Source organism: Streptococcus sp. K0074, from assembly GCF_048843365.1.
GTDB classification, from domain to species: domain Bacteria; phylum Bacillota; class Bacilli; order Lactobacillales; family Streptococcaceae; genus Streptococcus; species Streptococcus mitis_BM.
The window spans coordinates 1,903,617-1,926,184 of sequence record NZ_CP184836.1; the positions used below are offsets into that span (position 1 = coordinate 1,903,617).

The window sequence follows — 22,568 nt, forward strand, 5'->3', positions numbered from 1 at the left end:
TAACTATTTAGATTTTTTTCTAAATAGTTTAGGGAATTTTTATTTTCTCAGGATAAAGTCTAAAGAGTAATTTTCAAACCATACGTTGGGGAAATAGACCTTTTTTTGGTATAATAAAATCTATAATCTGAATGAAAAAGGTAACTTTATGAAACTTATCTCATGGAATATTGATTCCCTCAATGCTGCCCTAACCAGTGACTCAGCTCGTGCCAAATTGTCCCAAGAAGTCCTACAAACCCTTGTGGCAGAAAATGCTGATATCATTGCTATCCAAGAAACCAAGCTTTCTGCCAAAGGGCCTACAAAGAAACACTTGGAAATTTTAGAAGAACTCTTCCCAGGCTACGAAAACACGTGGCGCTCTTCTCAAGAACCTGCCCGTAAAGGCTATGCTGGAACCATGTTCCTTTATAAGAAAGAACTCACACCCACTGTCACTTTCCCAGAAATCGGTGCCCCTTCTACCATGGACTTGGAAGGCCGTATCATCACGCTAGAATTTGATGATTTTTTCGTAACGCAAGTTTACACTCCAAACGCTGGCGATGGCCTCAAACGCTTGGAAGAACGCCAAGTCTGGGATGTCAAATATGCTGAATACTTGGCTCAACTAGACAAAGAAAAACCAGTCCTTGCAACCGGTGACTACAATGTAGCCCACAATGAAATCGACCTTGCAAATCCTGCCAGCAACCGCCGTTCACCAGGATTTACAGACGAGGAACGTGCTGGATTTACCAACCTCTTGGCAACTGGATTTACCGATACTTTCCGTCATGTTCACGGCGATGTTCCAGAACGCTACACTTGGTGGGCACAGCGCAGCAAGACTTCTAAAATCAACAATACAGGCTGGAGAATCGACTACTGGCTCACAAGTAACCGCATTGCTGACAAGGTGACCAAGTCCGACATGATTGATTCAGGTGCTCGCCAAGACCATACACCGATTGTCTTGGAGATTGAACTCTAAGGAGAAAACGAATGGACTATCAAGCTGTCATTCCTGAATTTGTAGTATCTGACATCGAAAAATCACGCCACTTCTACTGCGACCTGCTAGGATTCTCTGTCGAATACGAGCGTCCAGAGGAGAAATTTCTCTTCCTCTCGCTTGAAGACTGCCAGCTAATGTTAGAGGAGGGAACAAAGGATGAATTAGTTGAACTGACCTACCCATTTGGTCGTGGAGTCAATATCTCCTTTGGCATAAAGGATGTTCCTCAGCTCCACCAAAAACTGCTGGAAGCTGACTATCCTATCCATCGTCCCCTGACAAAAAGAGAATTTCGAGTAGGAGATAGCTTTATATATCCTCATGAATTTGCAGTTTTGGATCCAGATGGCTATTTTTTAAGATTTAGCGAGTAGAATAATAAAGATTGGGAAAAAGTCTTTAAACTTAGAAAGAGGCATATTGTCAGGTGTTTAAAAACCTAATAATATGCCCTTTTATGATGGAAAAACCTTCTAAATGTTAGCCAATAAGTTAATTTTTGCCCATTTTTATTATATTTGTTCGTTTTTCAAACCAAAACACTAACAAAACATTTGATTTCTAAAGTTATTTAGTGTAAAATAAAAACATTAGCTCAAGCCTATTTGAAATTGAATATCATTTTACTTGTTTATGTCGTGAATTGGCACGACGTTTCTACAAGGTGCCGGAACACCTAACAATAAGTAAGTCAGAAGTGAGGTATGGTCGTTTTTGCCATGCCTATTTTGGGGACTTACTTAGATATTAAGTAGGTCCTTTTTCTATTTCTTGCTAGAAACTATAAACAAGCAAATGGATTAGCTTTTAGACTTTAGGAGGTCTTATGAAATTACTAGAAGAGCGCATCCTCAAGGATGGGCATATCTTGGGTGACAACATCCTCAAGGTGGATTCCTTTTTAACCCACCAAGTTGACTTTAGCTTGATGCGAGAGATTGGTAAGGTTTTTGCGGAAAAATTCGCTGCTGCTGGCATTACCAAGGTCGTGACCATTGAAGCGTCAGGTATTGCCCCAGCCGTTTTTACAGCTGAAGCCTTAAACGTTCCCATGATTTTTGCTAAAAAAGCTAAGAACATCACTATGAACGAAGGTATCTTAACTGCCCAAGTTTACTCCTTTACCAAGCAAGTGACCAGCACCGTTTCTATCGCTGAAAAATTCCTCTCATCAGAGGACAAGGTTTTGATTATCGACGATTTTCTTGCTAATGGCCAAGCTGCCAAAGGCTTGATTCAAATCATCGAACAAGCTGGTGCCACAGTCGAAGCTATCGGTATTGTAATTGAAAAATCCTTCCAAGATGGCCGTGATTTGCTTGAAAAAGCAGGCTATCCTGTCCTATCACTCGCTCGTTTGGATCGTTTTGAAAATGGTCAAGTCGTATTTAAGGAGGCAGATCTCTAATGCAAACTCAAGAAAAACACTCGCAAGCAGCCGTTCTTGGCTTGCAGCACTTACTAGCCATGTACTCAGGATCCATCCTGGTTCCCATCATGATTGCGACAGCTCTTGGCTATTCAGCTGAGCAGTTGACCTACCTGATTTCCACTGATATCTTCATGTGTGGGGTAGCAACCTTCCTCCAACTCCAACTCAACAAATACTTTGGAATTGGACTCCCAGTCGTTCTCGGAGTTGCTTTCCAGTCGGTCGCTCCTTTGATTATGATTGGGCAAAGCCATGGTAGTGGTGCTATGTTTGGTGCCCTTATCGCATCAGGGATTTACGTGGTTCTTGTTTCAGGCATCTTCTCAAAAGTTGCCAATCTCTTCCCATCTATCGTAACAGGATCTGTTATTACTACGATTGGTTTAACCTTGATTCCTGTCGCTATTGGAAATATGGGAAATAACGTTCCAGAGCCAACTGGTCAAAGTCTCTTGCTTGCAGCTATCACTGTTCTGATTATCCTCTTGATCAACATCTTTACCAAAGGATTTATCAAGTCTATCTCTATTTTGATTGGTTTGGTTGTTGGAACTGCCATTGCTGCTAGCATGGGCTTGGTTGATTTCTCTCCTGTTGCGGCAGCACCACTTGTCCATGTCCCAACTCCACTCTACTTTGGGATGCCAACCTTTGAAATCTCATCTATTGTCATGATGTGTATCATCGCAACGGTGTCTATGGTTGAGTCGACTGGTGTTTATCTAGCCTTGTCTGACATCACAAAGGATCCAATCGACAGCACGCGCCTTCGCAACGGATCCCGCGCAGAAGGTTTAGCTGTACTTCTCGGAGGAATCTTTAACACCTTCCCTTACACCGGATTTTCACAAAACGTTGGTTTGGTTAAATTATCAGGTATCAAGACTCGCCTGCCAATCTACTACGCAGCTGGTTTCCTCGTCCTCCTTGGACTCCTTCCTAAGTTTGGCGCCCTTGCCCAAATCATTCCGAGTCCTGTCCTCGGTGGTGCCATGCTGGTGATGTTTGGTTTTGTGTCTATTCAAGGGATGCAAATCCTCGCCCGTGTTGACTTTGCTAACAATGAACATAACTTCCTTATAGCAGCAGTCTCCATCGCTGCAGGTGTCGGACTCAACAATAGTAATCTCTTTGTCAGCATGCCGACAGCCTTCCAAATGTTCTTCTCAAACGGAATCGTCGTAGCCAGCCTACTTGCTATTGTCCTCAATGCCGTATTAAATCATAAAAAGAAATAAGAAAAAGAGGTGTAAGCCTCTTTTTTAGTTTATCTATATCCTTACCTGTCTGTCTTCTGACCGCTGGCCTGTGACAAACATAGTGAAAGTTGCTTTACAGACATTTCTGCCTTCTTGATTGGTGATATCAACATCCACGACACAGGTTGTGCGACCTTGATGGACACATTCTCCTTTTATTGTCAATACATCATCAAGTTTTCCTGCCTTGAGGTAGTTGATAGAGGACTGAAGTGTCACTCCATCAAGTCCCAGAGATATGACCACCAAACCACTGATCTGGTCGCAAAGGGTAAAGAGATAGCCACCATGAGCATTGCCATAGTAGTTGAGCGACGAGTCCACTACTTTGGTCGTCACCACAACGTGACCATCTCTCATTTGTTCAATTTCGTAATTTTCAAAGGCAGATATAGCGTCAAAATGAAAATCTTTCATCGTTTCCTCCTGATATTTCAAACGACACTATGATACTACTTTTTATAGGACTGTGCAAGGAGAAAGCTCCTAGTCTGGCAAAATTCCGACCTGCTCCACAAAGCGCATAAAGTCCGCCTGTCCTTGTTCCGTCTGCTTGTAGACTCCTGCATCCTCAAGTACACGCGCAAAGATAGCACCCACAGAGTCCTTGACGATTTCAAGGGCTTTTTCTTTATCCGTTAGGTCTGGATGGTGGGCTTTTAGTTGGTCTGCCCATTCCTGATGATAATCGGCAACTGTATCAGCTTCTCCTACAAGATGGCTAGCGACTTGCTCCACTTCTTCTTTCAGACGTGGTGGTAAGATTGCCAAGCCCATGACCTCAATCAAGCCGATATTTTCCTTCTTGATATGTTGGACATCCTTGTGAGGATGATAGATGCCATCAGGATGTTCTGCAGAAGTCTGATTGTCTCTCAAGACTAAGTCCAACTCAAACTGTCCATCACGTTTGCGGGCAATGGGTGTAATGGTATGGTGTGGTGTTCCATTACTTTCTGCCAAGACTTGCACCCTTGGATCTGAATACTGGCGCCATTCCTGCAAAATCTTGTCAGCTAAGTTGATCAAATCTTCTTTGGAAACCGAAGTCAAACGCAACACTGACATTGGCCACTTAACAATTCCAGCCTTGACCTGCTCAAAACCAGCAAATCGGAAGGTCTTTTGCAAGGGAGCCAATTCCATAGGAAATACGTGACGGCCTCCCTGGTAGTGGTCATGAGTCAGAATAGACCCTCCCACAATCGGCAAGTCGGCATTAGAGCCAGCAAAATATCCTGGAAACTGCTCTACGATAGCCAACAAACGTTCAAAACTCTGACGACTAATGGCCATGGGACGATGCTGGCCATCTAAGAAAATACAGTGCTCATTAAAGTAAGCATAGGGCGAATACTGGAAGCCCCATTCCTGACCATCCATTTCAAAACGGATAATACGGTGGTTGCTGCGAGCTGGGTGGTTAACTCGACCATGATAGCCCTCGTTCTCTAGACAAAGCTGACACTGAGGATAATTACTAGCTTGCACCAACTTGGCTGCCGCAATCTCTTTCGGATCCTTTTCAGGCTTAGAGAGGTTGATGGTAATTTCAAGCTCACCGTAATCAGATGGAACACGATAAGCGATATTTTTAGCAATGGCCTTGAGTTTGATGTAGTCATTTTTCTGACTGAGTTGGTAAAAATCCGCTATCGCATTCTCCGGAGATCGGGCATAGGTTATCCAAAAGTCACGATTAACCTGACTGGGACAAGGGGTCACCAAATCCATCAGTTCAGCACCGAGAATTTCACGCGCAGTCTGACTATCCTCAATCGTCTCTAATCGAACGGCTTCCTCAACCAACTGATCCTTGAGGTCAATCAATTTATCCAGATTGGTCTCAGCTTCCAAAACACCATCTCCCACTCGTGCCAAGACACGATTGGTCAGGTAGATTCGATCCATTTCCTCATATGTACTTTCTGCAATGACATGTGTTACAAATTTATCTACTAAGGTCACTATAGAGCCTCCTTTTGACTAATCAAGGACGCGAGTGCCACCTGCAACTTCAGCGATATAGAAGCTTGGAGCGTATCCAACTACTTCCTCGTAGTGTTTGCCAACAACTTCCTTAAAGGCCTCAACAGCATCTTTTTGCACCAAAGCAATGGCACAGCCGCCAAAACCAGCCCCTGTCATACGAGCACCGAGAACACCTTCTTGAGCCCAAGCTGTGTGAACAAGAGTATCCAATTCCAAACCAGTTACTTCATAGTCATGCTCCAGAGAAACGTGAGAAGCATTCATCAAACGACCAAATGTTTCCAAATCACCTGCCTGAAGAGCTGCTTGAGCTTTGAGGGTACGTTGGTTTTCAAGCACGGCATGGCGAGCACGTTTCAAACGATTTTCATCTTTAATCAGATAGCTGTATTGGTCAAAGGCCCACTCATCCAATTCACCTAGGGTCTTAATATCCAAGGCAACTTGCAATTCTTCCACTGCTTTTTCACACTCAGCACGACGTTCATTATATTTAGAATCCGCCAATTCACGGCGTTTGTTAGTATTCATGATCACCACTACATTGTCTTTCAAATCAAGTGGTACCAAATCATACTCTAAAGTGTTGGTATCTAAGTAAATAGCACGTTGGTCAGCCCCCATACCAATAGCAAACTGGTCCATGATACCAGAGTTGACTCCGATAAAGTTGTTTTCTGTTTGTTTTCCGATTTTAACCAAATCGAGACGCTCTAATTTTAAGTCAAAGAGATGCTCTGCCACGACCCCTGTCAAAAGTTCCAAGGATGCTGATGAAGACAAACCAGCACCATTTGGGATATTCCCATAAACATAAAAATCAAAACCTTTGTCAATCACATGTCCAGCTTCTTGCAAGAAATGAAGGACACCTTTTGGATAGTTGGTCCAGTTATGCTCTTTTTCAAATTTGAGGTCAGCTAAAGGTACTTCGATGATGCCCTTGTCCTCAAAGTTTGCTGAGTAGAATCGCAAGACTTGGTCATCACGTTTGCGAGCTGCACCATAAGTTCCCAAGGAAATAGCAGCAGGAAAAACGTGCCCACCGTTGTAGTCTGTGTGTTCACCAATCAAGTTGATACGACCTGGTGAAAAGAAAGTTTGGTCTGCTTCTTGACCAAAAACAGCAAGAAAGTCTTTGCGAAGGGCTTCTGCAGTAAGATGTTGTGTCATATGAATTCTCCTTTGACTGTCCGTTAAATCACCTTAACGTGTAATCGTTTTCTTCTATTGTATCCAAGGGATTTCCCAAGGTCAATCCTTTTTACTAAAATTTTACTAAACTATCAGTAAAAAGCAGAAAAATATGATATACTAACCTAATCAAGGAGGATTTATGGCTACCTTAAAAGACATTGCACAGCTAGCCTCTGTCTCTATCGCGACCGTATCTCGTGTCCTCAATCGCGACCAGAGTCTATCCGTTACTGAAGAAACTAGACACCGTATTTTGACCGTAGCTGAAGAGCTGGGCTACACCAAGCATCTTAAGACAGGAGAAGGTCACAAACTCAAGCAAAAGATTGCCATTATCCAATGGGTTAGTGAACAAGGAGAGCTGGACGACCTTTACTACTACCAGATCCGCCTCGGAATTGAAAAAAGAGCCCAAGAATTGGACTATGATATCTTGCGCTATTTTAACGACCATCCTTTTACACTAAGTGAGGAAGTGATTGGGATTCTCTGTATCGGAAAGTTTAGCCGAGCACAGATTTCTGTCTTTGAAGAATACCAAAAGCCTCTAGTCTTTCTAGACAGCGATACACTTTCCCTGGGACATACCTGCATTATCACGGACTTTTACACTGCCATGAAACAGGTTGTCGATTATTTCCTCAGTCAAGGGATGGACCGCATCGGGATTCTAACAGGCCTTGAAGAAACAACAGATCAAGAAGAAATTATTGAGGATAAACGGCTTGAAAATTTCAGAAACTACAGTCAAACAAAAGCAATCTATCATGATGAACTGGTCTTTCAAGGAAGCTTTACCGCCCAGTCTGGCTATGACTTGATGAAGGAGGCCATTCAGAGTTTAGGAGACCAACTCCCGCCAGCATTTTTTGCTGCCAGTGATAGTTTAGCTATCGGTGCCCTCCGTGCCCTCCAAGAAGCTGGAATTAGCCTGCCAGACCGCGTCAGCCTCATTTCTTTTAACGACACTAGCCTGACCAAGCAGGTCTATCCTCCTCTTTCTAGCATTACCGTCTATACCGAAGAAATGGGCCGAGCAGGCATGGATATTCTTAACAAGGAAGTCCTCCACGGTCGCAAAATCCCTAGCCTGACTATGCTTGGAACCAGACTGACTTTGAGAGAAAGTACCAGAAATGATTAGGATTACAAAACGGCCTCTAGCAAGGCCGTTTTTTCTAATGATGATGCTCCTGACTCCGCTCCAAGTCACACAGCTTACGCTTATGTTCTTGATGAGTTTCTAGGTCTGCATCCACCTCAATGGTAATATTTTGGAAACCACAATCTTTGAGGAAAATTCGAATAGATTCTTTACAAGCTTCCATATTTCCCATTTCTTTCATACAAACATGGACAATGGCATTTTTTTCCAAACCATCCATAGTCCAGAGATTAAGCTGATTAAGACTGGCCACATTGTCCAATCGCTCCAGGCCATTCTTTACTTGCTTGATATCAAGACCTTCTGGCACAGCATCCAAGAAAATCTTGAGAGTAGACCAAAAACATGGAAGAGCTTTTGAAAGAATAAAGAAAGAAATGACAAGGGACAAAAGTGGATCTAGGATATACCAGTCCGTAAATCGAAGAACAATGGCCATTAGGATGACAGCCACCCACCCTAGGGTATCTTCCAGAAAATGCAGACTCAGAATAGACTCATTCTTTGTCTTTCCCTTACCAACCATTAGACTGGCTAACACATTAATAGTAATCGCAATCATTCCTAACCAGAGAATCCCCTCATCATTGACTGGTTGCGGATTTAAAATCTTCGTGACATTTTCCAAAATGACTAGAACAGATCCTGTCATGAGTATTATCGCTGTTACCAAGGCTCCTAGCAGACTAAAACGCTTATAACCCAAAGTGTACTGATTGTCTTCTTCACGATTGGAGATGGTTTCTAGAAAAGCTGATATTCCAATTGCAATCGCATCTCCCAAGTCATGCACAGAGTCAGCAAGAACAGCGCTCGAACCAAATACTCCACCTGCAATAAACTCGACAATGGCATAAGTCAAATTTAAGAAAAAAACCACCCAAACAGCATATTTTACCTTCATATTTCTCATTCCTTTGTTATAATAGATTCATGAACATCTTGTTCATTATCATTATCCACTAAAACTCAAAGAAAGTATAGAAGCAAAAGGTCAGCTTTATTCAGTTCTGAACAATTTGCCTCAAGTGTCCATATGACTAACATTGACCGCCGTATCAGCAAAACAAAAAAAGCCATCTATCAAGCTTTTCTACAACTTTTAAACGATAAGGGTTACGAAGCCACTACAGTTCAGGATATCATTGATCTCGCAGATGTGGGACGTTCCACCTTTTACTGTCACTACGAGAGCAAGGAACTACTTCTGGACGAGCTTTGCCGTCACCTCTTCCATCACCTCTTTGAAAGAGAACAATCCGTTTCTACCGAGGATTATCTCACCCACCTCTTTCTGCATTTTCAGAAAAACCAAGACCATATCACCAGTCTGCTATTTTCCAAAAATGACTACTTCCTCCGTCAACTCCAGAGAGAGCTGGAGCACCACGTCAATCCCATGCTGGCTGATGATTTGAAAAAAGCTCACCCAAGTCTGCCTGATTCTTATCTCCAACACTTAGTTGTAACCAACTTTATCGAGACATTGACCTGGTGGCTCAAAAAAGGACAAGACTTTACAGACCAGGAAGTTGTCCAGTTTTATCTAGACCTTCTCATTCCTAAAAATTGAATACAGAGTAGAGCTCGGTTGCCTTATTTCTAGGCTACTGAGTTTTTCATTTTTTTAACAACAAAAGAGGACCCACAGATCCTCTTTTTCATAATATAAAATCCTTTATTATCAACTCTATCTGTTTTATCCCAAAACCTAAAACATCTTTTCCTAGTTAGGTAAATCAGTATTCTGCTTAGCAGCCTTGCTCCATTGATACCAACCAACTAGACTGTTGATGAGATAAATCAGGTATTTCCCTTGAATTTGCAGGCTTTCTCCCCACCAGAGATAGATTGAAAAGACATTGGTAGCTGCCCAGAATATCCACTGTTCACGGTAAACAGCTGTCATGAGGATTTGCCCTACACCATTGGTCGCATCAGTGATAGAATCACGATAGGGACGATTGGCACCGATAGACTGATAAATAAACCCAAAGGCCAACCACCAAAGAACACTAATGGACAGATACTTGGTCCAACCCTTTCCGTCCAGCTTACGCGCGACAAACTCCTGCTTTTCTTTCTTAAACTGGGCTTGATAAATCCAAACCAATAGACCAATTGGCTGCATAATTGTAAAATAGAGAGTTGTTAAAACCTCACCATAGAAGCCTTTTTGAAGGGCAAGCACCAGATAAATGATGGAATTAATCAAACCAAATAGGTAGTTACTCGCACGGCCTTCAGCTTCTCAAAGAGCAGAAAAAAGGTTAGTAAGGCTTGAGAGATGAATCATTTTAAAGGCAAACAATTCCAACAAGACGTCATCATTGTCGCTGTTGATTATTACCTACGTTACAATCTGAGCTATCGTGAAGTTCAGGAATTGCTTTATGACCGTGGAATAAATGTTTGTCACACTACGATTTATCGGTGGATTCAAGAATACAGTAAAATCCTCTATCATCTCTGGAAAAAGAAAAATAAACAGTCCTTCTATTCTTGGAAAATGGATGAAACCTATATCAAAATTAAGGGGCGTTGGCATTATCTCTATCGAGCGATTGATGCGGACGGTTTAACATTGGATATCTGGTTACGAAAGAAACGTCGAGCAGACGATAACAGCTATAAGTTAGAAGATACCGCCTATCAAGAAGATAAAGCACGCAAAGCAGAAACCGAAGATAAGCTAGCTATTGAAGCAATGAAAAGCAAGTACACCACGCTATTGCTAGAAAATATGTTGCTAAGTCCGTTTGAAATGCAAGATACAAAAATCATGGCAGGATTGCAAGTCCATGTTTACCCCCTCTATGACGAACTGAAAGAATTAAGAGGGCTAAATAGTGTTAAAGACCACTTGTCTTATGTTGCCAGCAGACGTGAAGAATATTCTAAGCATAATATCGCACGCTACCTCAAAAAAGCCATTGAACAATATCTACCAACGGTTAAAAGGCAGGACTTAAACCATGAGTGAAGACTTAAAAACGATCAAAGAGCTGGCGGATGAGTTGAGTGTTACAAAACAAAATATTCAATATCACTACCAAAGGTTACCAAAAGAATTACAGCTTAAAAGTTCCAATGGGTCTAATCTAATAAATTCTAAAGCAGAAAAAATAATTTTAGGTAAAGTAGAAAGTAGTAGCAAATCAAATACCAAAGACCAACAAATAAGTAGCAAAGACCAACAAATAGAAAAACTAACTAATTTGTTAGACCAGTAACAACGATTAACCTTGCAAGATAAAAAGTTGCTAGAAGAATACAAGGCGGAAAATGATAAATTAAAAGCCCTCAAAATACCCTCACAGGAAACAGAATTCAAACACTTAGACTATCAATATAAAGATGAAGTGAACGCTCTTAAAGAGAAGTTGGAAAATTTGCAGGAACAAATCAAAGATCAAAAAAGGATAGAAGAACAAGAAAAACCAATAAAATGGTGGGGACTATGGCGAAAATAGATGATTCAGTTAAAAAGAAAGTTCCAGAATTGCGATTTAAAGGATTCACGGATGAATGGGAACAGCGTAAGTTGGGAGACGAAGTTCGAATAGTGATGGGACAGTCTCCTAATTCAGAAAATTATACTGATGATCCTAATGGGCGCTAAAAATGCGAAGACCTATGAAGACCTATTTTGTATTAGTCAAACAAAAAATCCAAAAGAAATGGTATATGATTATGACCATGAAACAAAGTAAAATCAAACCGAGTGATCTGAGGAAGCACCCGATGATCATGAAACGTTATTAAACACAAAAGTCACCCATGTGAGTTCTTGCCAGAAGCTGAAGTTAATCCTTCAACCTGGAAAACCCGCAGAGGTGACTTTTTCTATACATCTCGATTTTTCTGGCAATAATCATTAACCGATAAATATGTCTGTGAATCACCCAGCGACTCCGCTATGTCCATAATCCGTGGTGGTAGTAATCCCACTCGCTGGACAAGTTCGCGATCGCTGAACAATTCCCGTGGATTGCCGGCGAAGCTAAACTTCCCGTGTTCCATAACATATACCGACTCAAACTCGGCGGCGACCCAATCCATGTCATGGGTGATGGTCACAACTTGGTGGCCCGAATCAGCCAACTGATGGAAAATTGCGGTCAACTTGCGCCGGCTTTCCCAATCAAGCGACATCATCGGCTCATCAAATAAATAAATCGCCGGATCCACTGCCAAAACTGTGGCAACGCTCAACAGCTTGCGTTCCGACAATGACAGGTCATATGGACTTTCAGCTGTTTTATCATCCAAGCCAACTCTTTTTAGAGCCTCTAAAGCCCGCCTCGTAATCGTGTCGTGGTCATCCATGACCTGCGCAACACTCCACTCCACCTCTCGTTGAACGGTCGGATTGAAAAGCTGATCGTCAGGATTCTGAAAAGTAATCCCAACCTTCAGTAACTTTTCGACTGGTTTAAGATCATTAAAATTTTCTCCATCGATCTTAATCACACCGGTTTGTGGTGTCAGTAAGCCCGTCAACAATTTGAAGAGCGTTGATTTGCCGGCACCATTTTGACCGACAATCGCCACCATCGGATCGGTGAAGTGTTTGTCTTCAACATCCAAGCTAAAGGACCGTTCCGGATAAGTGAACGTCAAGTGGCTCAGTTCAATTGTGGACATAACGAACCTCCTTCAGATCAGCGTAATTCACCGGATACCGGCCATCAGCCAAGTGCCAATCCATTTTTTGAGCAAGTTGCTGGATTGTCGGGGCTGGAATCTGCCAGTCAGCTACCAAATGATTAAACACCTCACCCGGCCTGCCCTGGGCTACCATTTGACCCTCGTGCAGCACCCACACAACGTCGGCGACTTCGCACAAATCGTCAATTTCACTGGTGACAATGAAGACAGTCGTCTCTTTGACTTGGGCCAGCCATTGGAAAAATTGCCGGCGGCCAAGGGGATCCATCTCACTGGTCGGATCATCCATAATCAAAACAGCCGGATTAGCCACAATCGCCGTGGCAATTGCCAACCGCTGGATCTGACCACCGGAAAGGCTCTCGGGACGCAAATTCAGCTGTTCAATCAACCCCATTTGCGTGGCAACTTCTTCAACCCGTTTTTGAATCAGTCCTTCAGCCATTCCCTGATTAATCAAGTCAAAGGCGATTTCATCGGCAACCGTGTCTGCCAACCCGCTTAGTTGGCCAGCTGGATTTTGCAGTACAACTCCATTCATGGCATTATAAACGGGCCAATTGTCGGACACTCGCTGGCCAAACATGTGCCAGTCGCCCTCAATCTCAGCAGACACAATTTTGGGAATGACCCCTGCCAGTACACGGCACAAAGTCGATTTGCCGGAGTGGCTATTCCCGATAATCCCAACCACCTGGCCGGTATGAACCTCCGCGTTAATCTGACGCAGTTGTGGTTGCTCAGTACCCGGATAACGGGTGGTCAAATTTTCAATTACAATCCGTTTATCTTCGTCCATATCTTCCACCCAATCAATAAAATTGCCAATCCAGTCAGACCAATGTGCAGCGTCCGCGACAGGCGATACACGCGCTGGGAGGTTCTGACAGTCCGGTTGAGATTATCAAAACCTCTCAGTTGGAGAGAAATCGACCGCGTCATCGATTGATCCAAGGTCTTAATCACCAATGGAATCAGAACCGGCAGGACTGACTTTAATTTCTGAATCAACGTTTTTTGCGGATTGGTTCCGCGAACTTTTTGTGCCTGCTGGATTTTCCGCATATTGCGCATCATTTCCGGCAAAATATAACACACCGACATCAGAACGTAGACGGTTTTATAAGACAATCCGGACAGTTCCAAATAGGCCGCGTTTTCTGAAATACTCGTGGTCACCATAAAAAAGCCACTGGTCAAAATAATCACCAATACTCGACAACCCAGAGTGGTGGCGTAAATCAGGCCTTCTTTGTAGAACGACACCCCAAGCACAGAAAACAGCACAGTTTGATTCTGACTGTAAAATAACCCTTGGATGATCAGCATGGTGCAAATCAGAAACAGGCTGAATCCCAGCGCCTTAAAGGTGGTAGAACTCAATTTGGAAAATAACAATAGCAGTGTTGCGACAAGAATTAATCCGGCCTGAAGCAATAAATTCATATTGGCAAAGCTCAACAACGTCATGTCCAAGATGAACAAGAGCTTAGTAATCGGATCGATCACCTGGTACCACTTGAGCTTGACCCACGGCGCTCCAGAAATTAATGTTTTATCAGTCATCATTTATCATCGCTAAAGAAGTGCACCATCCGCTTCGGCAGCTGACGATAGATGAAGAATGACAGGTAGGCCACGCAGACTTTATCCAAAATATCCAAGACAAACTCATCGGTAAATGAGGCCAGCCACACTGGTACATGATTGGCGACCATTACCGCAAACAATGAGTCACCCCAAGCGATACCGGTCTGACCACCCCAAAAGATGACGTTGAGTGGCGTTGAAATGACAGCTGAAACGATGGCAATAATAATAGCAGAAACAAATACTCGTCGCGCTGACGAGAACCACCCATTGGCGTGCAAAACTCCGACAGCAATCCCAATTCCGATGCTGGTAATCGCATACACGGTTGAAATTGGCGATAAGGTCAGCCCATAGATCACGTTGTTGATGAAACCACTAATGGCACCGGCAACCGGCCCAGCCAACATGCTGGTAAGAAAGGTTCCCAAAGACCCAAGCCAAACGGGCAACTTTAATCCCTCCGCCAAGGCTTTGGCAACATAGTTAATCCCCACGGCAGCGGGAATCAAAGTCATGGTGGCAGCACTTAACTTAAATTTCCACATACTGGTACGATGAATCGGTTCTGTTTTCATAATCTTCTCCTTTTGTTTTTAAAGAGCCGTGTCTGGATAGACTTTCGGACGCAACGCTCTATTATATATCTACTGAACTGTCTATACACAAGATTTCCAGCCTTAGTCGACATGAGCTGGAAATCTTTATTTGTTAAGTAGTTCACAACACATTATACACCTATTTTATGAATAGTCAAGTGTATTTACAGTAAAATTTTAGAAAATCCTAAAAATTTCCTCTTATTTTCCATTTAAAAATGAAAATCATTAATTCTGACACCAAAAAAGCCCAGACAACATTGTCTGAGCAGTTTTCTATATGGTCGTTTAACAAAGTTGAGTTTGACATTTTCAAACTATTTCTTCAACAAACCTTGTTCTTGTAGAAACTCCTTGGCTACTTGTTCTGCTGACTTGCCTTCAACACCCACTTGATAGTTGAGCTGGCTCATCTGGCTTTCAGTAATTTTACCAGCCAATTTATTGAGAACTGTTTCCAACTCTGGATGTTTCTTGAGAAGAGCTTCTTTAATTAGTGGAGCCCCTTGATAAGGTGGGAAGAGTTGTTTGTCATCTTCCAATACCTGTAAATCATAACGTGCCAATTCCGCATCAGTCGAATAAGCGTCCGTGATTTGAATATCGCCTGACTGAATTGCCTGATAGCGAAGGGCTGGTTCCATGGTCGCCACATTGAGATTGAGACCATACATTGACTGCAAGCCCTTATTTCCATCTTCACGGTCATTAAACTCAAGTGTAAAGCCTGCCTTTAGCTGCCCTTCCACTTTTTTCAAGTCCGAAATGGTCTTCAAGCCATATTCTTGAGCAATCTTTTTCGGAACAGCTACAGCATAGGTATTTTGATAAGACATGGGTTTGAGATAGGCTAGATGATCCTGTTTGGCAATACCATCACGCGCCACCTGATAAACCTGATCTGGCTCATGACTAACTTTCGGTGATGGTTGAAGTAGACTTTCAGTCACCGTACCAGTAAATTCAGGATAAATATCAATATCGCCTTTTTTCAGAGCTTCATAGAGAAAGCTTGTTTTCCCAAAATTCGGTTTAACAGTAGCAGTCATGCTGGTATTTTCTTCAATAAGGAGTTTATACATATTGGCCAAAATTTCTGGTTCCGGTCCCAATTTCCCAGCAATAACCAAGTTTTCTTTCTCTTTTTGAGCCAAGAGAGCTGGGCTATAAGACAAACCAAGCAATATTGTCACCAAAGCAAAACCAGAGAAAATCGTCCGCAATTTTGCCTTTTCCATCACTTTTAGTAGGAAGTTAAAGGCAATGGCCAGCACTGCAGAAGAAAGTGCCCCAATCAAAATCAGACTGGCATTATTACGGTCAATTCCCAAAAGGATAAAGGAACCCAGTCCCCCTGCCCCAATCAAGGCAGCCAAGGTTGCCGTACCGATAATTAAGACCGCCGCCGTCCGAATCCCAGACATCATAACAGGCATAGCAAGTGGAATTTCAAACTTCTTGAGACGTTCCCATCTGGTCATCCCAAAGGCAATCCCGGCCTCTTGCAGACTCGGATCAATTCCCTTCAGCCCAGTGATGGTATTTTGCAAAATCGGAAAAATCGCATAAATCACTAGAGCTGTCAAAGCTGGCAAGGTTCCAATTCCCATCAAGGGGATAAAGAGTCCCAACAAGGCCAGAGACGGGATGGTCTGGAAAATCCCTGCAATCTGTAAGACCCAATCCGCTAACTTCTCATGATATCGAAGATAAACAGCCAAGGGAATCGCTATAAAGATGGCCAGCAACAAGGTCAATAGTGACAACTGTAAATGTTGAGATAGAGCTGTCAACCAATCACTAAAACGATCTTGAAAAGTTGCAATTAAATTAGTCATGAACACTACCTCCAAACAAGTCTGCTACAAATTCTGTTGCAGGAGCTTTTAAAATGGTCTCGGGATTCGCTACCTGGCGAATCTCCCCATCCTGCAAGACAGCAATACGGTCTGCCAATTTCAAGGCTTCATCCGTATCATGGGTCACAAAAATCGTTGTCATCCCAAACTCTTTATGCAATTCTTTAGTCAGAACCTGCAACTGTTTTCTCGAAATAGCATCCAAGGCTGAAAAAGGTTCATCCATGAGGAGAATCTTAGGCTGACCAATCATAGCACGAACAATACCGATCCGTTGCTGTTCTCCACCAGATAATTCACTAGGCAAACGATGCCCATACTCAGCTACTGGCAAGCCAACCTTAGCCAAAAGCTCTTCTGTTTTCTGAGCAATTTCTTCCTTAGTCCATCCTTTCATCTCAGGAATCAGTGCAATATTTTCCGCGACCGTTAGATTTGGAAAGAGAGCAATGGCCTGTAAAACATAACCAGTAGAAAGACGAAGTTCACGCTCATCATAATCTTTAATGCGCTTGCCATCCATATAAATATTTCCATCAGTTGGTTCCAAAAGACGATTAATCATCTTGATCATGGTCGTCTTACCTGAGCCAGATGGACCAACTAAAACCATAAACTCTCCATTCTCAATTCGTAAATTGACATCTCTCAAAACATCTTTTTCTGTGTAACGTAAAGCTACATTTTTGTATTCAATCATTCTGTATCCTCAATTTAAAACTTCCATCGATTGGTCAAGTCTTCTACCTTAGGCATGACTTCCTTATTGTCCCAATGCTCCACAATTTTCCCGTTTTCTAGACGGAAGATATCGTACTGGGCATAGGCAAGGCAACCAATCCGATTCTGACCATAGCTAACCACATAGTTTCCTTGTCCTAAGAGTTGGAAAACAAAGTCAAAAGTGGCCTTTACTTATAAACAGCTAATTTGCTCCATTTTAAACCTCATTTTCCTCCTCTTTCAGATTAGCCAAAATTCTTTCTTGAAAGGCTTCAAACTGACGAATTTCTTCCTCTGAAAATCCTTTGTAAAAGATCCTATCCAATTTCTGACTGACACGATGCCCCACTTCTTTCTGAGACTCCCCCAACTCTGTTAAAACCAAATACTTCTTACGCTTATCTTCTCCACATGGACTAACAGTTACAAGATTTTGCTCCTCTAACTTTTTTATCATAGTCGTCAGTGTATTGTTAGCAAGCCCAGTCGCAAGCGCAATATCTGTCGCAGTTGCACAGCCAGTTTCACTATTCCATAAAACCGCTAAAATCTTGCCCTGTTCACTCCGATAAAGAGCTTCAGGGTCTTGGCTCAGTAACTTTTGAAAAATCCGCCCATTCAACAAACGAATATGATGGGCTACCAAATGACTATCTTTCATGACACCTCCAATTTATTTCCATATCGAAATGAATAAAACAATTGTAACACTCATCGTTCCAACTGTCAACTATTTCGATTTGGAAATAATTTTTCCCAGTAAAAAAATCTCCTACTCAAGGTAGAAGATTTCAATCTTATAAACTTAATCCGTCATATCTGATACCAAAGTTCGATGCTCCAATGGAATACTGCACATAACTAGCAAGAAAATGAAACCTGACTGAATCCAGAAGAGGGCCAAGTCAAAGATTCCATGCACAGCAACCACTGTAAGAAAAGATAGATAAAGACCGATAATCGGGCGTTTCCCCGACTCCTGACTCATATCCATCATCAAGCGAACAGGAGCAACAGAAGACAAAACTAATAAAATAGTCCCCACAATTCCGTAACTCAGAATCGTATCGATATATAGACTGTGAGCATGTTCATGATAAGGAGCATTTATTCTAGGATAAGAGTGCATATAGGTCAATGGCCCCTCACCCCAAAAAGGATTTTGCTTAAACAAGGCCATCCCAGCATCCCAGATAGAAATGCGTTCTTCCATAGAAGAATCTAAAGTCCCCATCCGAACTCCCAAATCACTGGAAAAGAGGAAGCTCAAGCCAATCGCAAAGACCCCAATACTAAGCCAAAAGGCCTTCCAGTTTTTAATGGTCGTAAAGAGATAGATGATTGCTCCAGCGATAATAGCAGGAAAGGCAGTTCGATTTTGAGTAAAGTTCAATCCAAAGAGATTCACAAAGCCTGCAATCACACAGAATACTTTCAACCAATTCAACTTGGTCGTTGTAAACAGATAGAAGGCAATCATGATACAGAAACAACAAATAATTCCATAATAATTAGGATTAAAGAAGGTCACTTCTGCACGATTCTGATGCCACACCTGCATATTGGGTGAAAGAAAAGCATAGTTGAATTTCTTCACAATTTGGAAATGTTCTAAACTCGCAAAAGCAGCTGACAAGACGCTACCAAACAAGACGAGCTGCAAAATCAATCGAAAGAATTTATGTGATAAAATCGACTGATAGTGCAAAAAGAAAACAGTAAATAGAAAAATTCCTACCGAAGCCACAAGACCCATCCAATTTTGTGCAAAAACGGATATAACAGTACTATAGCCAAGAAAAAGAAGCAGCATCGGATGCTCCCCCATTTTCTGAAGAATACTTTTCATGTCTCCTGTGAAAATTAAACTGATAATATATAAACAGAATACAACTACAAAAAGATAAAAGGGTAAAAAGATACTCAGGATAATCCCCAATAAAATCAGCTCTTTACTAGACAACCCTTTCAGCTTTTCAATAAAGCCTATTGATTTCAAAATGAATCCTTTCTCTCCAAATCAATTGATTCAGATAATAGTAAGCTACCCTTTATTGTACCACTTTTTTAGCAATTTGAAAACAAAGGAAACGTTTCCCTAGGTAAAAAAGTGAGCAAAAATACTGAGATTTCACAACTCAAGCTTAATGACTAGATTCACTCCAAAAAATCGTGCCGAAAATACTAGGCATATGTTAAAATAGTAGTAATAAAATAAAGATTAGAAGGAACTATCCAAACTATATTTAAATCATTTACAATTCCTAAAGAAAGGAAACACTATGAAATCCTACCAAGCTGTCTACCAAATTCTAGCAAAAGAAACCGATTATATCAGCGGAGAAAAAATCGCAGAAGAACTATCCCTCAGCCGAACATCAATTTGGAAAGCCATCAAGCGGCTAGAACAAGAAGGCATTGAAATTGATAGTATCAAAAACAAAGGCTATAAACTGGTGAATGGAGACCTTATTCTTCCAGAGATTCTAGAAGAAAATCTTCCAATTAAAGTCAGCTTTAAACCCGAAACAAGATCAACACAACTCGATGCAAAAGAAGCAATTGATTTAGGGAATGAAGCAAACACCCTCTATATAGCTTCCTATCAAACAGCAGGTCGAGGTCGATTTCAACGTTCTTTCTACTCACCACAAGGTGGCATTTATATGACGCTCCATCTTAAACCAAATCTCCCCTACGACAAATTACCCTCCTACACACTACTTGTAGCCGGAGCTGTCTACAAAGCCATTAAGAACCTAACTTTAATAGATGTCGACATAAAATGGGTCAATGATATCTACCTAAACAATCATAAAATTGGAGGAATTCTCACTGAAGCAATGACCTCTGTAGAAACAGGCTTAGTCACAGATATCATTATTGGAGTAGGAATCAACTTTACTATTAATGATTTCCCACAAGAATTAAAAGAAAAAGCTGCTAGCTTATTTAAAACTACAGCTCCAATAACAAGGAATGAATTAATCATAGAAATCTGGCGTGCTTTCTTCGAAACACCAGCAGATGAGTTATTATACCTATATAAAAAACAGTCATTCGTGCTTGGAAAAGAAGTTGCTTTCACACTGGACAAAAAAGACTACAAGGGACTTGCTAAAGATATCTCTGAAAATGGAAAACTTTTAGTACAATGTGATAACGGAAAAGAAATCTGGCTCAATAGCGGAGAAATTTCACTCAAGAGTTGGAAGTAGTAATAAATAAGCACAACCATAAAAACGACAATATATAAAGATTTTAGCTTTTCTGCAGCCCACTACAGTTGACAAAGAGCGCAAAAAAACTTCAGATAAGTAATCCAATTAAGTTTTACAAATCTGAAGTTTTTATTCTACTATTCTTAAAAATACAAAAAAAAGAGAGTTATAAACCCTCATTAAAACGGAGAATAAGGGATTCGAACCCTTGCGCCAGTTACCCGACCTAACGATTTAGCAAACCGTCCTCTTCAGCCTCTTGAGTAATTCTCCAATTAATGGGCACGAGTGGACTCGAACCACCGACCTCACGCTTATCAGGCGTGCGCTCTAACCACCTGAGCTACGCGCCCAAGTTAAAAACTTGGTAATTTGAACAAATTTCAAAGCGGGTGACGAGAATCGAACTCGCGACAACAGCTTGGAAGGCTGTAGTTTTACCACTAAACTACACCCGCATACATACTATAAGTAAAAATGGCGCGAGACGGAATCGAACCGCCGACACATGGAGCTTCAATCCATTGCTCTACCAACTGAGCTACCGAGCCTTATTGCGGGAGCAGGATTTGAACCTACGACCTTCGGGTTATGAGCCCGACGAGCTACCGAGCTGCTCCATCCCGCGTTAATACAAAAGGAGGATGTGGGATTCGAACCCACGCACGCTTTTACACGCCTGACGGTTTTCAAGACCGTTCCCTTCAGCCGGACTTGGGTAATCCTCCATAATATTCAAATGGACCTTGTAGGACTTGAACCTACGACCACTCGGTTATGAGCCGAGAGCTCTAACCAGCTGAGCTAAAGGTCCAACAAGATCATTATAGCGGCGAAGGGGATCGAACCCCCGACCTCCCGGGTATGAACCGGACGCTCTAGCCAGCTGAGCTACACCGCCATATATCGGGAAGACAGGATTCGAACCTGCGACACCTTGGTCCCAAACCAAGTACTCTACCAAGCTGAGCTACTTCCCGAGTTAAATAGAAAAATGCACCCTAGAGGAGTCGAACCTCTAACCGCCTGATTCGTAGTCAGGTACTCTATCCAGTTGAGCTAAGGGTGCTCTATATTATGCCGAGGACCGGAATCGAACCGGTACGATCGTTACCAATCGCAGGATTTTAAGTCCTGTGCGTCTGCCAGTTCCGCCACCCCGGCCTCTCTAAGCGAACGACGGGATTCGAACCCGCGACCCCCACCTTGGCAAGGTGGTGTTCTACCACTGAACTACGTTCGCACTGTTTTCTTCTATCTAAAAATGCCGGCTACATGACTTGAACACGCGACCCTCTGATTACAAATCAGATGCTCTACCAACTGAGCTAAGCCGGCTCATTTATTATATCTTAATGCGGGTTAAGGGACTTGAACCCCCACGCCGTTAAGCGCCAGATCCTAAATCTGGTGCGTCTGCCAATTCCGCCAAACCCGCAGATATGACCCGTACTGGGCTCGAACCAGTGACCCATTGATTAAAAGTCAATTGCTCTACCAACTGAGCTAACGAGTCTAAAATAACTTACGTTATTCTAACGGTCCCGACGGGAATCGAACCCGCGATCTTCGCCGTGACAGGGCGACGTGATAACCGCTACACTACGGGACCTTTGGGAGTTAACGGGATCGAACCGCTGACCCTCTGCTTGTAAGGCAGATGCTCTCCCAGCTGAGCTAAACTCCCTAGAGCTAAGCGACTTCCATATCTCACAGGGGGCAACCCCCAACTACTTCCGGCGTTCTAGGGCTTAACTTCTGTGTTCGGCATGGGTACAGGTGTATCTCCTAGGCTATCGTCACTTAACTCTGAGTAATACCTACTCAAAATTGAATATCTATTCAAACCAAGAAAACCTC

22 protein-coding genes, 17 tRNA genes, 1 rRNA gene, 4 pseudogenes and 1 riboswitch are annotated in these 22,568 nt (G+C 42.4%); of the genes and pseudogenes, 12 read left to right on the forward strand and 32 right to left on the reverse strand.

The window, feature by feature from the left end; genetic code table 11:
* Nucleotides 1-148 precede the first annotated feature (148 nt).
* The 4 genes from ACN076_RS09335 (at nucleotide 149) to ACN076_RS09350 (ending at nucleotide 3,670) form a co-directional block, all read left to right on the forward strand.
* Nucleotides 149-976 carry an exodeoxyribonuclease III gene (locus tag ACN076_RS09335; RefSeq protein WP_125416971.1) on the forward strand — a complete coding sequence of 276 codons (828 nt, stop codon included), beginning with the start codon at nucleotides 149-151 and terminating at the stop codon, nucleotides 974-976.
* 11 nt (nucleotides 977-987) lie between these two features.
* Complete coding sequence (locus ACN076_RS09340; RefSeq protein WP_420789889.1) at nucleotides 988-1,374, forward strand: bleomycin resistance protein; 387 nt, start codon at nucleotides 988-990, stop codon at nucleotides 1,372-1,374.
* A gap of 233 nt (nucleotides 1,375-1,607) precedes the next feature.
* Nucleotides 1,608-1,703: riboswitch (purine riboswitch) on the forward strand.
* A 123-nt stretch (nucleotides 1,704-1,826) separates the two neighbouring features.
* Nucleotides 1,827-2,408, forward strand: a complete 582-nt coding sequence (locus tag ACN076_RS09345) for a xanthine phosphoribosyltransferase (protein ID WP_314516994.1) — start codon at nucleotides 1,827-1,829, stop codon at nucleotides 2,406-2,408.
* Nucleotides 2,408-3,670 carry a nucleobase:cation symporter-2 family protein gene (locus ACN076_RS09350; RefSeq protein ID WP_420789890.1) on the forward strand — a complete coding sequence of 421 codons (1,263 nt, stop codon included), beginning with the start codon at nucleotides 2,408-2,410 and terminating at the stop codon, nucleotides 3,668-3,670. The genes ACN076_RS09345 and ACN076_RS09350 overlap by 1 nt, the downstream gene beginning before the upstream one ends.
* Nucleotides 3,671-3,703: 33 nt before the next feature.
* Here the strand turns inward: ACN076_RS09350 and ACN076_RS09355 are convergent, their stop codons facing one another.
* From ACN076_RS09355 to ACN076_RS09365, 3 genes are all read right to left on the reverse strand, one after another.
* Nucleotides 3,704-4,108 (reverse strand): PaaI family thioesterase, encoded by a 405-nt coding sequence (locus tag ACN076_RS09355; protein ID WP_000651223.1) that lies wholly within the window; start codon nucleotides 4,106-4,108, stop codon nucleotides 3,704-3,706.
* Between the two features lie 69 nt (nucleotides 4,109-4,177).
* Nucleotides 4,178-5,659 carry a UDP-glucose--hexose-1-phosphate uridylyltransferase gene (locus tag ACN076_RS09360; protein WP_420789891.1) on the reverse strand — a complete coding sequence of 494 codons (1,482 nt, stop codon included), beginning with the start codon at nucleotides 5,657-5,659 and terminating at the stop codon, nucleotides 4,178-4,180.
* Between the two features lie 18 nt (nucleotides 5,660-5,677).
* Entirely contained in the window at nucleotides 5,678-6,856 is a 1,179-nt protein-coding gene (locus ACN076_RS09365; protein ID WP_420789892.1) for a galactokinase, read from the reverse strand.
* A gap of 163 nt (nucleotides 6,857-7,019) precedes the next feature.
* On the opposite strand from ACN076_RS09365, the gene galR reads away from it, so the two are divergent.
* On the forward strand, nucleotides 7,020-8,024 hold the full coding sequence (gene galR, locus ACN076_RS09370) for a DNA-binding transcriptional regulator GalR (protein ID WP_420789893.1): 1,005 nt from the start codon (nucleotides 7,020-7,022) through the stop codon (nucleotides 8,022-8,024).
* A 34-nt stretch (nucleotides 8,025-8,058) separates the two neighbouring features.
* Here galR and ACN076_RS09375 read toward each other — a convergent pair whose 3' ends face one another.
* Nucleotides 8,059-8,949 carry a cation diffusion facilitator family transporter gene (locus tag ACN076_RS09375; RefSeq protein WP_420789894.1) on the reverse strand — a complete coding sequence of 297 codons (891 nt, stop codon included), beginning with the start codon at nucleotides 8,947-8,949 and terminating at the stop codon, nucleotides 8,059-8,061.
* 132 nt (nucleotides 8,950-9,081) lie between these two features.
* Here ACN076_RS09375 and ACN076_RS09380 point away from each other — a divergent pair, with 132 nt between their 5' ends.
* A complete protein-coding gene (locus tag ACN076_RS09380) occupies nucleotides 9,082-9,618 on the forward strand; it encodes a TetR/AcrR family transcriptional regulator (protein ID WP_420789895.1) in 537 nt (178 codons plus the stop codon).
* 153 nt (nucleotides 9,619-9,771) lie between these two features.
* On the opposite strand, the pseudogene pnuC reads toward ACN076_RS09380, so the two are convergent.
* Nucleotides 9,772-10,293, reverse strand: a pseudogene (pnuC, locus tag ACN076_RS09385) (nicotinamide riboside transporter PnuC); the annotation flags it as partial.
* Nucleotides 10,294-10,332: 39 nt separating this feature from the next.
* Here pnuC and ACN076_RS09390 point away from each other — a divergent pair.
* The 5 genes and pseudogenes from ACN076_RS09390 to ACN076_RS09410 all read left to right on the forward strand — a co-directional run.
* Nucleotides 10,333-10,683: pseudogene (locus ACN076_RS09390) on the forward strand (IS6 family transposase); the annotation flags it as partial.
* A gap of 24 nt (nucleotides 10,684-10,707) precedes the next feature.
* Nucleotides 10,708-11,028: pseudogene (locus ACN076_RS09395) on the forward strand (DNA replication protein); the annotation flags it as partial.
* Entirely contained in the window at nucleotides 11,021-11,278 is a 258-nt protein-coding gene (locus tag ACN076_RS09400; RefSeq protein WP_001287840.1) for a plasmid replication protein, read from the forward strand. The pseudogene ACN076_RS09395 and the gene ACN076_RS09400, both read left to right, overlap by 8 nt.
* 12 nt (nucleotides 11,279-11,290) lie before the next feature.
* On the forward strand, nucleotides 11,291-11,518 hold the full coding sequence (locus tag ACN076_RS09405; protein WP_420789896.1) for a DNA-binding protein: 228 nt from the start codon (nucleotides 11,291-11,293) through the stop codon (nucleotides 11,516-11,518).
* Entirely contained in the window at nucleotides 11,506-11,667 is a 162-nt protein-coding gene (locus ACN076_RS09410; protein ID WP_001062367.1) for a hypothetical protein, read from the forward strand. The genes ACN076_RS09405 and ACN076_RS09410 overlap by 13 nt, the downstream gene beginning before the upstream one ends.
* Nucleotides 11,668-11,891: 224 nt before the next feature.
* Here ACN076_RS09410 and ACN076_RS09415 read toward each other — a convergent pair whose 3' ends face one another.
* From ACN076_RS09415 to ACN076_RS09455, 9 genes and pseudogenes are all read right to left on the reverse strand, one after another.
* The gene (locus ACN076_RS09415) at nucleotides 11,892-12,692 is read right to left on the reverse strand and encodes an energy-coupling factor ABC transporter ATP-binding protein (RefSeq protein ID WP_101786469.1); all 801 of its coding nucleotides are present in this window, start codon (nucleotides 12,690-12,692) and stop codon (nucleotides 11,892-11,894) included.
* On the reverse strand, nucleotides 12,679-13,515 hold the full coding sequence (locus tag ACN076_RS09420; protein WP_020901625.1) for an ABC transporter ATP-binding protein: 837 nt from the start codon (nucleotides 13,513-13,515) through the stop codon (nucleotides 12,679-12,681). The genes ACN076_RS09415 and ACN076_RS09420 overlap by 14 nt, the downstream gene beginning before the upstream one ends.
* Nucleotides 13,491-14,282 (reverse strand): energy-coupling factor transporter transmembrane component T, encoded by a 792-nt coding sequence (locus ACN076_RS09425; protein ID WP_420789897.1) that lies wholly within the window; start codon nucleotides 14,280-14,282, stop codon nucleotides 13,491-13,493. The genes ACN076_RS09420 and ACN076_RS09425 overlap by 25 nt, the downstream gene beginning before the upstream one ends.
* Nucleotides 14,282-14,884 carry a hypothetical protein gene (locus ACN076_RS09430; protein WP_000846131.1) on the reverse strand — a complete coding sequence of 201 codons (603 nt, stop codon included), beginning with the start codon at nucleotides 14,882-14,884 and terminating at the stop codon, nucleotides 14,282-14,284. Before ACN076_RS09430 ends, ACN076_RS09425 begins: the two co-directional genes overlap by 1 nt.
* Nucleotides 14,885-15,222: 338 nt before the next feature.
* Complete coding sequence (locus ACN076_RS09435; RefSeq protein ID WP_414359926.1) at nucleotides 15,223-16,743, reverse strand: ABC transporter permease/substrate-binding protein; 1,521 nt, start codon at nucleotides 16,741-16,743, stop codon at nucleotides 15,223-15,225.
* Complete coding sequence (locus ACN076_RS09440) at nucleotides 16,736-17,464, reverse strand: ABC transporter ATP-binding protein (RefSeq protein WP_061087643.1); 729 nt, start codon at nucleotides 17,462-17,464, stop codon at nucleotides 16,736-16,738. The genes ACN076_RS09435 and ACN076_RS09440 overlap by 8 nt, the downstream gene beginning before the upstream one ends.
* A gap of 14 nt (nucleotides 17,465-17,478) precedes the next feature.
* A pseudogene (locus ACN076_RS09445) lies at nucleotides 17,479-17,670 on the reverse strand (polyketide cyclase); the annotation flags it as partial.
* A 34-nt stretch (nucleotides 17,671-17,704) separates the two neighbouring features.
* Nucleotides 17,705-18,148 (reverse strand): MarR family winged helix-turn-helix transcriptional regulator, encoded by a 444-nt coding sequence (locus ACN076_RS09450; RefSeq protein ID WP_420789898.1) that lies wholly within the window; start codon nucleotides 18,146-18,148, stop codon nucleotides 17,705-17,707.
* A gap of 144 nt (nucleotides 18,149-18,292) precedes the next feature.
* A complete protein-coding gene (locus tag ACN076_RS09455) occupies nucleotides 18,293-19,486 on the reverse strand; it encodes an O-antigen ligase family protein (protein ID WP_023946034.1) in 1,194 nt (397 codons plus the stop codon).
* Nucleotides 19,487-19,769: 283 nt separating this feature from the next.
* On the opposite strand from ACN076_RS09455, the gene birA reads away from it, so the two are divergent.
* Nucleotides 19,770-20,705, forward strand: coding sequence for a bifunctional biotin--[acetyl-CoA-carboxylase] ligase/biotin operon repressor BirA (gene birA / locus ACN076_RS09460; RefSeq protein ID WP_153193023.1), 936 nt, complete (start codon nucleotides 19,770-19,772; stop codon nucleotides 20,703-20,705).
* A 188-nt stretch (nucleotides 20,706-20,893) separates the two neighbouring features.
* Here the strand turns inward: birA and ACN076_RS09465 are convergent.
* From ACN076_RS09465 to rrf, 18 genes are all read right to left on the reverse strand, one after another.
* A tRNA-Ser gene (locus tag ACN076_RS09465) sits at nucleotides 20,894-20,981 on the reverse strand.
* Nucleotides 20,982-20,987: 6 nt separating this feature from the next.
* A tRNA-Ile gene (locus ACN076_RS09470) sits at nucleotides 20,988-21,061 on the reverse strand.
* A 34-nt stretch (nucleotides 21,062-21,095) separates the two neighbouring features.
* Nucleotides 21,096-21,166, reverse strand: a tRNA-Gly gene (locus tag ACN076_RS09475).
* Nucleotides 21,167-21,186: 20 nt separating this feature from the next.
* Nucleotides 21,187-21,259 (reverse strand) — tRNA-Phe (locus tag ACN076_RS09480).
* A gap of 3 nt (nucleotides 21,260-21,262) precedes the next feature.
* Nucleotides 21,263-21,336 (reverse strand) — tRNA-Met (locus ACN076_RS09485).
* 10 nt (nucleotides 21,337-21,346) lie between these two features.
* A tRNA-Ser gene (locus ACN076_RS09490) sits at nucleotides 21,347-21,436 on the reverse strand.
* A 12-nt stretch (nucleotides 21,437-21,448) separates the two neighbouring features.
* Nucleotides 21,449-21,522: transfer RNA gene (locus ACN076_RS09495), tRNA-Ile, on the reverse strand.
* 13 nt (nucleotides 21,523-21,535) lie between these two features.
* Nucleotides 21,536-21,609, reverse strand: a tRNA-Met gene (locus tag ACN076_RS09500).
* Nucleotides 21,610-21,614: 5 nt separating this feature from the next.
* Nucleotides 21,615-21,688, reverse strand: a tRNA-Pro gene (locus ACN076_RS09505).
* 15 nt (nucleotides 21,689-21,703) lie between these two features.
* Nucleotides 21,704-21,777, reverse strand: a tRNA-Arg gene (locus ACN076_RS09510).
* A gap of 9 nt (nucleotides 21,778-21,786) precedes the next feature.
* Nucleotides 21,787-21,872 (reverse strand) — tRNA-Leu (locus ACN076_RS09515).
* Nucleotides 21,873-21,879: 7 nt separating this feature from the next.
* A tRNA-Gly gene (locus ACN076_RS09520) sits at nucleotides 21,880-21,951 on the reverse strand.
* 22 nt (nucleotides 21,952-21,973) lie between these two features.
* A tRNA-Thr gene (locus ACN076_RS09525) sits at nucleotides 21,974-22,046 on the reverse strand.
* Nucleotides 22,047-22,064: 18 nt separating this feature from the next.
* Nucleotides 22,065-22,146, reverse strand: a tRNA-Leu gene (locus ACN076_RS09530).
* 5 nt (nucleotides 22,147-22,151) lie between these two features.
* Nucleotides 22,152-22,224: transfer RNA gene (locus ACN076_RS09535), tRNA-Lys, on the reverse strand.
* A 23-nt stretch (nucleotides 22,225-22,247) separates the two neighbouring features.
* Nucleotides 22,248-22,320: transfer RNA gene (locus ACN076_RS09540), tRNA-Asp, on the reverse strand.
* A gap of 2 nt (nucleotides 22,321-22,322) precedes the next feature.
* Nucleotides 22,323-22,395: transfer RNA gene (locus ACN076_RS09545), tRNA-Val, on the reverse strand.
* 4 nt (nucleotides 22,396-22,399) lie between these two features.
* Nucleotides 22,400-22,515: ribosomal RNA gene (rrf, locus tag ACN076_RS09550) — 5S ribosomal RNA — on the reverse strand.
* Nucleotides 22,516-22,568 lie beyond the last annotated feature (53 nt).